Genomic DNA, 12,937 nt, shown 5'->3' on the forward strand with positions numbered 1-12,937 from the left:
CATAGCTCGGCACGAACGTGTCCTTGCCCACCATCCGCAAAAAGCGCGGCGCCGACAGGCCGCCCAACTGGTGGCCGTGCTTGCTCAGGTATTTCCACAGGCCGACGATATCGGTCACCGGCCAGTCGGCAATCAGCGCACCGAAGCTGCCTTTTTCCTTCTCGACATCCAGAATCATCTGCGCATTGCGCGGCACGCTTTTGAGCTTGCCCAGGTGGCGGATGATGCGTGTGTCCTGCATCAGCCGCTCCAGGTGCTCGGCGCCCATCAGCACGACTTTTTCCGGGTCAAAGCCAAAGAACACTTGCTCGAACGCCGGCCACTTGGCGTCCACCACGCTGTGTTTGAGCCCGGCGCGAAACACTCGCAGCGACAGGGTCGACAGGTAGCGGTCATCGCTGATCTTGCGCAGTTTCGCCGGGGTCAGGGGCACAGGCAGGTGGGCTTCCAGCTCGGCCGCCGAACCAAACCGGTTCAGACAATATTCGTGCAGCCACTTGTAATCGCGCATGCCCTCTCCTAAGGATTGAAATGAAAACGGCGCCCAGGAGCGCCGTCTGTCAGAGCAGTGAAATGGCTCAGAGGTTCACTACATTGACGAAGCGCGACGCCGCACTTTCGTCGATACGCAGGCTGGTGAAGTCGAACAGGTTACGGTCAGCCAACTGCGACGGCTGCACGTTCTGCAGACTGCGGAAGATGCTGTCGACGCGGCCCGGGGTCTTGCGGTCCCAGTCCTGGAGCATGTCCTTGACCACCTGGCGCTGCAGGTTTTCCTGGGAGCCGCAGAGGTTGCACGGGATGATCGGGAATTGCTTGAGGTCGGAGTACGCCTGGATGTCCTTCTCATGGCAGTAGGCAAGTGGGCGGATCACCACGTTGCGCCCGTCATCGGCCCGCAGCTTGGGCGGCATGGCCTTGAGGCTGCCGTTGAAGAACATGTTGAGGAAGAAGGTTTCGACGATGTCGTCGCGGTGGTGACCCAGGGCCATCTTGGTCGCGCCGATCTCGTCGGCAAAGGTGTAGAGCGTGCCACGGCGCAGGCGCGAACACAGCGAGCAGGTGGTCTTGCCTTCCGGGACCAGTTCCTTGACCACCGAGTAAGTGTCTTTCTCGACGATGTGGTACTCGATCCCCAATGCCTTGAGGTAGGCCGGCAGCACATGCTCGGGAAAGCCCGGCTGCTTCTGGTCCATGTTCACGGCGACAATGTCGAACTTGATCGGCGCGACCTTTTGCAGGTGCATCAGCACGTCGAGCATGGTGTAGCTGTCTTTACCGCCAGACAGGCAGACCATGACCTTGTCGCCCTCTTCGATCATGTTGAAATCGGCGACTGCCTCACCGGCCTGGCGACGCAGGCGTTTTTGCAGTTTGTTCTGGTTGACCGTAAGAGTGCCCATGGCGCTTGGATCCGCGAAAGGTGTGTGACGAAAAGCCGGGTATTTTACCGGGATGGACGACCGAGTTCCAATGTGGGAGCGGGCTTGCTCGCGAATGCGAAGTGTCATTCGCCAGGTATTTCGCTGACCCACCGCATTCACGAGCAAGCCCGCTCCCACATTTGACCGCAATCCAATCAACAGACCCCGCCGCGATTAAGCCCAATGTTTACAGCGCAATTTGCTCTAAAGCCCCACACTTTTTCCGGTCATGACTTCCTATACTGCGACATAAGGTCGCACATATATCCAGACCTTTCAGGCCAATTGGCCCGTGGGCGCTCCACTGGGGGGCGATGGTAATAACGACAGGAGTGACTGGCATGATCCATCACGTCGTGGGACTTTTCACCCACCCCGATCAGGAATGGCGGGAAATTCGTGGCGATAAAGAAGAAAGCATCGGCCACATGTACCTCACCCACACGCTGATTCTCGCGGCGATCCCCGCTGTATCAGCCTTTATCGGTACCACTCAGGTAGGTTGGGTCATCGGCAGCCGCGCGCCGGTGATGCTGACGGTGGAAAGCGCGTTGTGGATGACCGTCATGTCCTACGCGGCGATGCTCGGAGGCGTGGCAGTGATGGGCGCTTTCATCCACTGGATGGCGCGCACCTATGACGCCAACCCCAGCATGGCGCGATGCGTGGCGTTTGCCACCTATACCGCGACGCCACTGTTTGTCGGAGGGCTGGCGGCGCTGTACCCACACATGTGGTTGGGCATGGTCGTCGGCACGGCCACCATTTGCTACACGGTGTACCTGCTGTATGTAGGGCTGCCGACCTTCATGAACATCCACCCGGACGAGGGCTTCCTGTTTTCGAGCTCGGTACTGGCGGTAGGCCTGGTGGTACTGGTGGCGATCATGGCCTTCACCGTGATTGTCTGGGGGTTGGGCGTAGGCCCGATCTACACCAACTGACGCGGTTTACCCGCAGGAAAAGCCACCGCAAGGTGGCTTTGTGCGTTATGCATGACCATTCGGCGCCTGACAGATTCGGATACACCCTTGTTTGCGGCATACTGGACGTCTCTGGAGATATGTACAGCATGCCCGAGCAACTCAATACCCGCGTCGAAGATTGTTTCCTGCAAGCCGAATCCTTTTTCAAACGAAGCTTCAAACGCCCCCAGGTCAGCCTCAAGCTGCGGGGCCAGAAGGCAGGTGTCGCGCATTTGCACGAGAACCTGCTGCGCTTCAACCCGCAGCTGTACCGTGAAAACAGCCAGCACTTCCTTAAACAGACGGTCGCCCATGAAGTGGCGCACCTGATTGCCCACCAATTGTTCGGCGAGCGCATCCAGCCCCATGGCGAGGAATGGCAGTTGATCATGCGTGGGGTTTACGAACTGCCGCCGGATCGTTGCCACACCTATGAAATCCAGCGACGGCGCGTGACGCGGTATATCTACCGCTGCCCGTGTGCGGACAGTGACTTTCCGTTTTCGCCGCAGCGTCATGGGCTGGTGAGCCAGGGGCGGCGGTATTTGTGTCGCAGGTGTCGGCAGACGTTGGTATTTACCGGGGAAACTCGCGTCGAGTGAGGTTTGTGGTGCTTGTAAGGCCCTCTTCGCGAGCAAGCCCGCTCCCACATTTGACCGAGTTCCACCTTTGGAATGCGGTTGAATGTGGGAGCGGGCTTGCTCGCGAAGGGGCCGGCCCAGGCGCTACTGAATCACCTTGGCACGCCGCAAATCATCTATCTGCTGAGCACTGAAGCCCAACTCCACCAACACCTCATCCGTGTGAGCGCCCACCGCCGCGCCTATATGCCTGGCCGCCGGCAAGCCCTCGGAAAACTTCAGCGGGCAGGCGATTTGCGCCTGGCTGGAACCATCGCCCCGCGGCACCTGGCTGACCAGCTCCCGGGCTTTCAACTGCGGGTGCTCAACGGCCTCGCTCAGATTCAGGACCGGCTCGACACACGCATCAAGCCCGGCAAACAGCTCACACAGCTCATCAAAGCTGCGTTTCTCGAACTCGACCTGCAGCGCCAGCTTGAGGGCTTTCTGCTGCTCGGGTTTGGGCGACAAGCCCTGTGCCGCCAACTCGGGGCACCCAAGGGCCGTACACAGCTGCTGCATAAAGCCCGGCTCCAGGCTGCCCACCGACAACCACCGCCCTTCCCGCGAGCGGTAATAGTCATAGAAGCTGCCGCCATTGAGCACCTGGTTCTCCCACGCCGGCTCCACGCCGCACGCCAGGTAACCCGCGCCGGCCATGGCATTCAGGCTGAAGGCGCAGTCGGTCATGCTCACGTCCAGGTATTGCCCCACCCCGCTCTGCTGCCGGGCAATCACCGCCGCCAGCAAGCCGATCACCGCATGCAACGAACCTCCGCCCACATCCGCCAACTGCACGCCCAGGGGCAATGGCCCACTGTCCTGGCGCCCGGTGTAACTGGCGACACCCGCCAGGGCCAGGTAGTTGATGTCATGACCGGCGCGGTCCTTGTAGGGGCCGGTCTGGCCGTAGCCGGTGATGGAGACGTAGATCAGCTTCGGGTTGATCGCCTTCAACGCCTCGTAACCCAGGCCCAGGCGCTCCATCACTCCGGGGCGGAACTGCTCGAGGACGATGTCATGGTCCGCCACCAATTGCCGCACGATCTCCACCGCCTCGGCCTGCTTGAGGTCCAGGGCCAGGCTACGCTTGTTGCGGTTGAGGTAGGCATGGCTGGCCGACACGCCCTGGTCATGGGGCGGCAATACCCGCAGCAGGTCCATGCGCGTGGGGGATTCGATGCGCAACACCTCGGCGCCCATGTCGGCCAGCAGCAACGAGGCGAACGGCCCCGGCAGCAAGGTGGAGAAATCCAGTACTTTGAGGGACGCCAAGGGACCTGACATGGGGACTCCGATTCCGATTCGATTGGCCACAGAGTAGGCAAACCTGGCGCTCAGCAGCAATCACATAAACCATCATCCGGAGTGACTGATGTTTTGCGCAGGCATAAAAAAACCCATCCGAAGATGGGTTTTCACACAGGGTGCAGCCTTACTTGACGACGGTTGGAGCCGGGCCTTCGGCCACGCCCAGGTCGTCTTCTTCGCGGGTGTCGGAGATACCACGACCACCGGAAGCCAGTTCGACTTGCAGCTTGTCTTCGTCCAGTTCCTTGACCCACTTGGCCACAACCAGGGTGGCAACCGCATTGCCTACCAGGTTGGTCAGTGCGCGGGCTTCCGACATGAAGCGGTCGATACCCAGGATCAGCGCCAAACCGGCAACCGGCAGGTGGCCAACGGCCGACAGAGTAGCGGCCAGTACGATGAAGCCACTACCGGTCACGCCAGCAGCGCCTTTGGAGGACAGCAGCAGTACCAGCAACAGGGTGATCTGGTGGGTGATGTCCATGTGGGTGTCAGTCGCCTGGGCGATGAACACGGCGGCCATGGTCAGGTAGATCGAAGTACCGTCCAGGTTGAAGGAGTAGCCAGTCGGGATAACCAGCCCGACGACCGACTTCTTGGCGCCCAGGCGTTCCATTTTGATCAGCATGCGTGGCAGTGCGGATTCGGACGAGGAAGTACCCAGTACGATCAGCAGTTCTTCACGGATGTAGCGGATCAGTTTCAGGACGCTGAAGCCGTGTGCGCGGCAGATGGCGCCCAGCACCACGACCACGAACAGGATGCAGGTGATGTAGAAGCAGATCATCAACTGACCGAGCTGCACCAGCGACCCTACGCCGTAGGCACCGATGGTGAACGCCATGGCGCCCAGGGCACCGATTGGCGCGAGCTTCATGATCATGTTGATGATGTTGAACATCACGTGGGCAAAGCGATCGATGAAGTCCAGCACCGGCTTGCCGTAGGCACCCAGGCGATGCAGGGCGAAACCGAAGATCACCGAGAACATCAGCACTTGCAGGATGTCACCGGTCGCGAACGCACCGACGATGGTGTTCGGGATCACGTTCAGCAGGAAGCCAACGATGCTCTGGTCTGCACCGGCAGTCACATAGGCAGCGACTTTAGAGGCGTCCAGGGTAGCCACGTCGATGTGCATGCCGGCGCCCGGTTGCACAACGTTGACCACGATCAGGCCGATCAGCAGGGCGATGGTGGAGACGACTTCGAAGTACAGCAGCGCGTAGCCGCCGGTTTTGCCGACCGATTTCATGCTTTGCATGCCAGCGATGCCGCTGACAACGGTGCAGAAGATGATCGGGGCGATGACCATTTTGATCAGCTTGATGAAGCCGTCACCCAGTGGCTTGAGGGCCACGCCGGTCTGCGGGTAGAAGTGACCGAGCAAAATACCGATAACGATTGCAACGATCACCTGGAAATACAGGGATTTGTACAGTGGCTGACGAGTCGTCATTGCAAAGTTCCTCAATCGTCCCGTGTGGCAAATATCCGCCATTGCCCACGACACTTGAATTGCGAACCCTCCTGCACTGGAGGGATTTGTTGTTTGAGAGCCCGCTCAAGGCCGGTCTCCCTGCGCTCTCTATCGCAAGCGTCGTGCCACTTTTACTGAAAACCGCTGAAGGCCTTTAGACATCAGCCCTTGGGCGATTTTCATTTTGAGACAACGCCTACAGACAGTGGCGGATTTCCGCCTACTCATCTGATCTCGTCCTACAATTTGGCGGATATCCGCCTTGTTGCACCCCCACAGGATGGCTAACATCCGCCACTCAATGGACGAGGCCCCTCATGCGTGAACGTACCATCGCCAGTCATTACGCCCGGGCCGCTCTAGGCGGTGCTCGTCGAGCCGGCTACGACTATTCGGGCCTGCTGCAGCAAGTGGGCATTACCCCGGAACTGCTGAGCGAACCCCGCGCCCGCATCGCCCCGGAGCAATTCACCCGGCTGTTGCAAATGCTGTGGCTGGCGCTGGATGACGAATACCTGGGTTTCGCCGAAGGCCCGAGCAAGCGCGGCACCTTCGCCATGATGTGCCACGCGCTGATTCACTGCCGCACCCTCGAGAAGGCTCTGGAACGCGGCTTATTATTTTATAGCCTATTCCCGCAGGGTCCGCGCTGGCGCCTGACCCGTGAAGGGGAAATGGCCCGCTTGAGCCTGGACGATTCGCAGCTGTGGGACCCGGATCACTTCCTCAGCGAATGCCTGCTGGTGATCTGGCATCGCCTCGGCAGTTGGCTGATTGGCCAGCGCATCCGCCTGGACCAGGCCACCTTCAGCTACCCGATGCCGCCCCACGCCGGTGAGTACGACTTGCTGTTCCCCTGCCCACAGGTGTTCGCCGCGCCCACCAGCAGCCTGGTATTTCCCAGTCGCTACCTGAGCCTGCCGCTGCTGCAGGACGAACGCACCCTCAAGCACTTCCTCGAACGCTCACCGGCCGACCTGCTGTCACGGCCGGATGAAGGCGACAGCCTGAGCAGCCAATTGCGCCGCTTATTGAGCCGCGACCGCACGCCGTGGCCCGACCTGGAAGCCGTCGCCCAGCACCTGCATATCAGCCCGCAGACCCTGCGTCGGCATTTGCGGGAGGAAGGCACCAGCTTTCAGGCGCTCAAGGATGAATTACGCCGGGACATTGCGATTTACCATTTGGGGCGGGCGGATTTGTCGTTGCAGGAGATCGCCGAGCAGCTGGGGTTTTCCGAGCCGTCGGCGTTTCATCGGGCGTTCAAGAAGTGGACCGGGCTGACGCCGGGGGCCTACAGAGCACAAGAGAGTTAGATAAGCGTTGCCAGTACCAGCCTCATCGCGGGCAAGCCCGGCTCCCACAGTTTGATTTGTGAACACAGTCACAATGTGGGAGCTGGCTTGCCTGCGATGAGGCCGGTGCAGCCATAAAGATCACACGGCCGGAAAGTGGATCTTGAACGCCGCGCCACCCAGCGGTGAATCCCCAAGGGTCAACCGTGCGCCGTAGCTTTCAATGATGTCCTTGACCACCGCCAGGCCAATGCCCTGCCCCGGATGCTGGCGGTCCAGGCGTTCGCCCCGTTGCAGGATGCGCGCACGCTGGTCCGGTGGCACGCCGGGGCCGTCGTCTTCAATGCACAGTTCGGTGCCTTCCAGGCTTTCCTGCAAGGTGATGCGCACTTCGCTCAGGCACAGGCGATAGGCGTTTTCCAGCAGGTTGCCGAGCAGCTCCAGCAAGGCCCCCTTCTCAATGGGCACGTCGCATTCTTCCGGCAGTTCAAAGGCGACCTTCACACCCTTATCGCGGTAAACCTTGTCCAGCGTGTCGCACAGGCTTTGCAGCACCGGTTCCAGCCGCACCTGGTGACGCACCAGGCCGCTTTTACGCAGGCTGGCGCGCTGCAATTGGTAGCTGATCTGCTGGCTCATGCGCTCGATCTGCGATTGCAGCACCCAGGCCTGGTCCCGATCTTCGGGGCGCTGGGCCATGTCTTCGCTCACGCCTTGCAGCACCGCCAACGGAGTTTTCAGGCTGTGGGCCAGGTCATCCAGGGAATCGCGGTAACGGGTGCGTTGCTCGCGCTCGCTGTGGAGCAGACGGTTGAGGGAGCCGGTCAGACGCAAAAGTTCGCGAGGATGTTGTTCACTGAGACTTTCCCGCGTGCCGCCTTCGATTTCATCCAGTTCCTGGCTCAGCCGCCGCAACGCTTGCAGGCCCCAGGTCAGGCCCAGCCACAACAGGGTCAGCAGCACCAGCAAGGCGGCGCCGAAGCCCAGGTAGAGGTTTTCCCGCAGGCCTTCGAGGGTCAGTTGGTATTCGCGCACCGGTTGCAGGGCGACAATACTGAACGCCGCGCTCTTGCCGCCCAGCAGCTTGACCTCGACGTCGTAGACAAAAAATTCCTGGCCGTTGGCCTCGCGGATCCGTGCAAACTCGTTGCCGCGCCCGTCATAGCGCGGCTTGTAGTTGATGTTCTCTTCCTGGGTCGCGCGCGAACGCCAGACCAGATGGCCTTCGCGGTCATAGATGTAGCCCAGCAAACGGCTGTCGGTGAGGTTGAAGCGCTCATCCGGCAACTGCGCAGGCATCAACAGGCGATTGTTTTCAACCCGGGCCGCCGAAATCAGCGTGGTGACATCCGACGCCAGGCGCTGCTCGATGGAGTCCTGCAGAGCCAGGCTGAAGGCGCCCTGCATGGCGGGCAACAAGGCCAGCATAAACAGCACGGCCAGAGTGGTGGCCGCGAGCATCAAACGCACACGTAACGAGCGAATCAACGGCAGCGCTCATTAAACAGGTAGCCCAGACCGCGCACGGTGTCGATCGGCTTGAACCCCGCCGGGCCTTCCAGCTTGCGGCGCAGGCGGCCTACCAGCACTTCGATGACGTTCGGATCGCGCTCGTCGTCATCGGGGTAGAGCTGTTCCATCAGGCGGTCCTTGGCAACCACCTGTTGATGGTGACGCATGAGATATTCGAGGATGCGGTATTCGTAGGCGGTCAGCGCCAGCGGCTGTTCGTCGAGGGACGCCTGCTTGCGATTGAGGTCCAGCAGCAAGGGCCCGGCGACGATGGTCGACTGGGTGAAACCGCTGGAGCGGCGCAGCAGTGCGTTCATCCGCGCTTCCAGCTCTTCGAACTGGAACGGCTTGACCACATAGTCGTCGGCACCCGCAGCCAGGCCTTCGACCTTGTCCTGCCAGTTGCCGCGAGCGGTCAGGATCAGGATCGGGAACGTCTTGGCCTGGGCGCGCAGTTGGCGGATCAGGTCCAGGCCGCCCATGCCGGGCAGGCCCAGGTCAATGATCGCCAGGTCGTGGTTGAATTGCCCGGTCTGGTACAGCGCCTCTTCGGCGTTGGCGACGGCCTCGACCACGTGACCGCTGTCGGTGAGGCGGGTCAACAGGTGATGACGCAGCAACGCCTCATCTTCGACAACCAGCAATTTCATAAAGCTCTCCAAGGCAAATCAACTTTCCAACTGGGGTATATCATAGCGGCCTTGCAGGTCTTGCTGGCGCAGTTTACTGCCGTTGAAGTGACCTGACAGGTTTTCATTGCCCACGCGATAGTCCGACTGCGGGCTGTGCTGGCCCAGGGACTGGCCCCATGGAGCCGCCTGCTCGCCGGCATCCTCGAAGCTCACCCGCTGGAGAAGGCTGTAGGGCTTTTTGCTCTTCTCTTTGGAGAACCCCGCGAAGCTGGCATCAGAGGCCTGGACGCCAGCAGTGGCGCTGAGCATGGTTAACGCCAACATCAGCTTCTTGATCGCAGTCATGGTCTACCTCATACGCTTTGGCTTTGGGTACGGGGCCAGACTACGCAGCCCCCGCTGAACTCCCCCTGAACACTCTCTGAACCTGGGCTGAACCGAGGCCGGCTACTGTGTAAAGAGTTATTTACGTATCCCCGCCCGCAGGCTATCCAGCGGCCCTCCAACTCGGCAAAATACCTGGCATGAATTCCCTACCCGCCTGCTGCACCCCACTTGATGCCCATTGGCCGCTGCCCGTTGCCTTGCCCGGCACGGTCTTGCTGAGCACCCGTTTTGACCCGGCGCTGCTGGCCATCGGCGACTTCCAGCGCAGCGCCGTGTCGCCGCCCGCGAGCATCCAGCGGTCGGTGGCCAAGCGCCAGGCGGAGTTTCTGGCCGGTCGCCTGTGTGCCCGCGCGGCCTTGCAACAGTTGGACGGGCTGGATTGCGTGCCGGCGATCGGCGAGGACCGCGCGCCGATCTGGCCTGCCCATATCAGCGGCTCGATCACCCACAGCACCGGCCACGCGGCAGCCATCGTCGCCCACAAGACACAATGGCGCGGGCTGGGGATGGACCTGGAGAACCTGCTGACCCTGGAGCGCGCGGAACGCCTGGCCGGGGAAATCCTGACACCGGATGAATTGCAGCGCATGGGCGCCGGCCCGCGAGAGCAGATCGCGCAACTGGTGACGCTGACGTTTTCGGCCAAAGAGAGCCTGTTCAAGGCGCTCTACCCGATCGTGCAGAAGCGCTTCTATTTTGAGCATGCCGAGTTGCTGGAATGGTCGGATACCGGCCATGCGCGGCTGCGGTTGCTGACAGACCTGTCGGCAGAGTGGTGCCATGGCAAGGAGCTAGAGGCGCAGTTTGCGGTGGATGATGGGCAATTATTGACCCTGGTGGCCGTAGCAGCTGTCGAGCCTTAGCGAGGCTGCATCGGGAGCGCCACCGATGTCGAGCCAGGCGCGAAACCGAGTTGGGGCCAACGCAGCCTCGCCAGGGCTCGACAGCTGCTACGGGCGGGGTTTCTCTTGGTCCCGTGGCCAACTCAGACTGAAACACGCGCCGCCCAGGTTGTTGCTCTTGCTGATCAACGCCCGGCCGCCGTGCCAATAGATGATCCGCCGCACAATCGACAATCCCAACCCGTGCCCGCCCGACGCGCGAGTACGGCTGTCATCCAGGCGCAGGAACGGGGTGAAGATCCGCTCCCAGGCGCTTTCCGGTACGCCCGGGCCGTCGTCTTCCACGTCGATGCGGCAACGCACCTGACCCACCTGGTAACTGATCAGCACCCTCCCCTGGGCATGGCGCATGGCGTTGCTCACCAGGTTTTGCAGCGCTCGATGCAGGTAACGCGGTTCGGCCTCCACCCACGCATCATCCCAATGGGCAGAAGACAGGCAGATGCCCCGCGCCACGTTGATTTCCGGGCGCAGCGGCGACAGTTCATCAATCACCTGATCGAGCAACGCGCTGAGGTCGACCCGCTGGAAATTCAGTGCCGGCGAACCCTGCTCCAGTCGCGCATAAGTCAACATTTCATCCACCAGGCCATCAAGGTCCTGGATGTCGCTGTCCATGCCTTCCATGTACTTGCGCCGCGCTTCAGGCGTGGCCGCGTCGCCAATCATCTCCAGACCGAACCGCAGGCGCGCCACCGGTGTGCGCAATTCATGGGACACCGCGCGCACCAGTTCGCGCTGGATCGCCAACAGACGTTGCAGGTGTTCGGCCATGCCATTAAACGCCGCCGCCAGGCGCCCTACCGAATCGGCACCCCGGGCCGGCACTCGCACTTCCAGGCTGCCTTTGGCGATGCGCGTGGCGGCGGCTTCCAGGCCACTCAAGCGCCGCTCCAGTTGGCGCACCAGTAAATAGACGATCAAGCCGATCAGGGTCAGGCTGATCAACGCGATCAGGATCAGCCACTGCGGTGGGTACGGGTTCATCTGGTACAGCGGGCCGATTTCCAAGACCCACGGCGTGCCGACCATCCCGGCAAACACCCGGATCGAATCACCGCCCTTGCCCAGGGCCATCACCGTATCGCCCTCGGACACGCGGCGGCGCTGGTCCTGGTCCATGTCCGCCTGATCGAGCATCACCAAGTGCATCTCGAAACCAAAGCCCTTGGCCTCTTTCAGGTCCGCAAGTTTTTGCGGTTGCTCGGCCACCGGAAAACGCACCAGCTCATCGGCCAGCAGGTAAATGGTCGCGCGGGCCAGTTGTTCGCTGATTTGCTGGACTTCGCCGGTGAGTAACAGTTGCTCCTGATCACTGACCAACCGCAGCACCCTGGCCGCGTGGGGGCCGGTTTGCTCCACCAACACCTGGCCGCGTTGCAGGCGGGTGCGCTGGCTCAGGTCCAGATGCGCCTCGGCCACGGTCTGCAATTCCAGCGGGATGCCCAGCAAGCGCTCCCACACTGCCAGGGCGCGGCGGCGTTCGATGGCGCTCATGGGTTGCAGGTTGTCGCCCATCAGCGCGAAGGTGCCATGGGCCAGGCGCTCGCGGTACTGGCCGCTGCGCACTTCATTGAGCAGGTGCAGGGCCAGTACGCCGAGCAACGCCACCAGAATCAGCGCCGCGCACATGCCGCCGTAGATACGCAGGAAGATCGAGTTCACGGCGTAAGTTCAGCAGCGGCTTCGGGGACGAACAGGTAGCCTTTGCTGCGAATGGTCTTGATCAGGCGTGGATGGATCGGATCGTCGCCGATTTTCGGGCGGATCCGCGAGATGCGCACGTCGATGGAGCGGTCCTGGCCGTCGTAGCCAATACCGCGCAAGGCGGTGAAGATTTCTTCCCGGGACAGGATCCGGCCGGCATTCGCCACCAGCAGCCACAGCAGGTCGAATTCGGCGCTGGTCAGTTCAATGCCACCGTCGTGCAGCCAGGCTTCACGTAGGGCGTTGTCCACCACCAGCGGGCCGAATTGCAGGCGCCGCTGTTTTTCGGGGATGGCCGGTTCAACGCTTTCGCTGCGCCGCAGCAGGGCCTGGATGCGTGCCAGCAACAGGCGTGGGCGTACGGGTTTGCACACGTAGTCGTCGGCGCCCATGTCCAGGCCCAGCACCTGGTCCATGTCGTCGGTGCGCGCAGTCAGCATCAGGATCACCCCGTCGTAGTCCTCGCGCACCTTGCGGCAAATGCTCAGGCCGTCTTCGCCGGGCAACATCAGGTCGAGGATTACCAGGTCCGGCTGTTCGGCAATGATCCGCGCGGCCGCCAGGGCCCCGTTACCCTCCACCGACACCCGCAGGCCGTTGCTCTCCAGATAGTCACGGGTCAACTCGGCCAATCGCTCGTCGTCCTCGACAATCAATACCTGCCAGGCTTCATGCTCCACGGGTGACCTCGATGTCCATATA

13 protein-coding genes are annotated in these 12,937 nt (G+C 61.6%); 4 read left to right on the plus strand and 9 right to left on the minus strand.

Going from position 1 to position 12,937, the window contains the following annotated elements:
• The coding region (locus K0H47_RS12010) for a DNA-3-methyladenine glycosylase I (RefSeq protein ID WP_219272742.1) at nt 1-511 on the minus strand (511 nt) is incomplete at its 3' end.
• Nucleotides 512-578: 67 nt separating this feature from the next.
• Complete coding sequence (ttcA, locus tag K0H47_RS12015; RefSeq protein ID WP_177025734.1) at nt 579-1,403, minus strand: tRNA 2-thiocytidine(32) synthetase TtcA; 825 nt, start codon at nt 1,401-1,403, stop codon at nt 579-581.
• A gap of 362 nt (nt 1,404-1,765) precedes the next feature.
• On the opposite strand from ttcA, the gene K0H47_RS12020 reads away from it, so the two are divergent.
• Both K0H47_RS12020 and K0H47_RS12025 read left to right on the plus strand, forming a co-directional pair.
• Nucleotides 1,766-2,368, plus strand: a complete 603-nt coding sequence (locus tag K0H47_RS12020) for a Yip1 family protein (protein ID WP_219272744.1) — start codon at nt 1,766-1,768, stop codon at nt 2,366-2,368.
• 128 nt (nt 2,369-2,496) lie between these two features.
• A complete protein-coding gene (locus K0H47_RS12025) occupies nt 2,497-2,991 on the plus strand; it encodes a SprT family zinc-dependent metalloprotease (protein ID WP_026077778.1) in 495 nt (164 codons plus the stop codon).
• 123 nt (nt 2,992-3,114) lie between these two features.
• On the opposite strand, the gene K0H47_RS12030 is transcribed toward K0H47_RS12025, so the two are convergent.
• Nucleotides 3,115-4,296 (minus strand): CaiB/BaiF CoA-transferase family protein, encoded by a 1,182-nt coding sequence (locus K0H47_RS12030; RefSeq protein ID WP_177071178.1) that lies wholly within the window; start codon nt 4,294-4,296, stop codon nt 3,115-3,117.
• Between the two features lie 148 nt (nt 4,297-4,444).
• Nucleotides 4,445-5,779, minus strand: coding sequence for a dicarboxylate/amino acid:cation symporter (locus tag K0H47_RS12035; RefSeq protein ID WP_093207219.1), 1,335 nt, complete (start codon nt 5,777-5,779; stop codon nt 4,445-4,447).
• 338 nt (nt 5,780-6,117) lie between these two features.
• Between K0H47_RS12035 and K0H47_RS12040 the strand changes: the two genes are divergently transcribed.
• Entirely contained in the window at nt 6,118-7,116 is a 999-nt protein-coding gene (locus K0H47_RS12040; RefSeq protein WP_063027892.1) for an AraC family transcriptional regulator, read from the plus strand.
• A 120-nt stretch (nt 7,117-7,236) separates the two neighbouring features.
• Here the strand turns inward: K0H47_RS12040 and K0H47_RS12045 are convergent, their stop codons facing one another.
• The 3 genes from K0H47_RS12045 to K0H47_RS12055 are packed head-to-tail and all read right to left on the minus strand — an operon-like array spanning nt 7,237 to nt 9,584.
• On the minus strand, nt 7,237-8,583 hold the full coding sequence (locus K0H47_RS12045) for an ATP-binding protein (protein WP_093207214.1): 1,347 nt from the start codon (nt 8,581-8,583) through the stop codon (nt 7,237-7,239).
• A complete protein-coding gene (locus K0H47_RS12050; RefSeq protein WP_003214228.1) occupies nt 8,580-9,257 on the minus strand; it encodes a response regulator transcription factor in 678 nt (225 codons plus the stop codon). Before K0H47_RS12050 ends, K0H47_RS12045 begins: the two co-directional genes overlap by 4 nt.
• Nucleotides 9,258-9,275: 18 nt before the next feature.
• Nucleotides 9,276-9,584 (minus strand): hypothetical protein, encoded by a 309-nt coding sequence (locus K0H47_RS12055; RefSeq protein WP_177025732.1) that lies wholly within the window; start codon nt 9,582-9,584, stop codon nt 9,276-9,278.
• 179 nt (nt 9,585-9,763) lie between these two features.
• Between K0H47_RS12055 and K0H47_RS12060 the strand changes: the two genes are divergently transcribed.
• Nucleotides 9,764-10,489: a 4'-phosphopantetheinyl transferase gene (locus K0H47_RS12060; RefSeq protein ID WP_093207210.1), complete on the plus strand. Its 726-nt coding sequence runs from the start codon at nt 9,764-9,766 to the stop codon at nt 10,487-10,489.
• A gap of 87 nt (nt 10,490-10,576) precedes the next feature.
• Here the strand turns inward: K0H47_RS12060 and K0H47_RS12065 are convergent, their stop codons facing one another.
• Together K0H47_RS12065 and K0H47_RS12070 are read right to left on the minus strand one after the other, a co-directional pair.
• Entirely contained in the window at nt 10,577-12,193 is a 1,617-nt protein-coding gene (locus K0H47_RS12065) for an ATP-binding protein (RefSeq protein ID WP_063027886.1), read from the minus strand.
• Nucleotides 12,190-12,915: a response regulator gene (locus K0H47_RS12070; protein WP_177071175.1), complete on the minus strand. Its 726-nt coding sequence runs from the start codon at nt 12,913-12,915 to the stop codon at nt 12,190-12,192. The genes K0H47_RS12065 and K0H47_RS12070 overlap by 4 nt, the downstream gene beginning before the upstream one ends.
• Between the last annotated feature and the right edge of the window lie 22 nt (nt 12,916-12,937).

Origin of the sequence: Pseudomonas sp. Xaverov 83, from assembly GCF_019352905.1 — a bacterium.
Taxonomy (GTDB): Bacteria; Pseudomonadota; Gammaproteobacteria; order Pseudomonadales; family Pseudomonadaceae; genus Aquipseudomonas; species Aquipseudomonas yamanorum.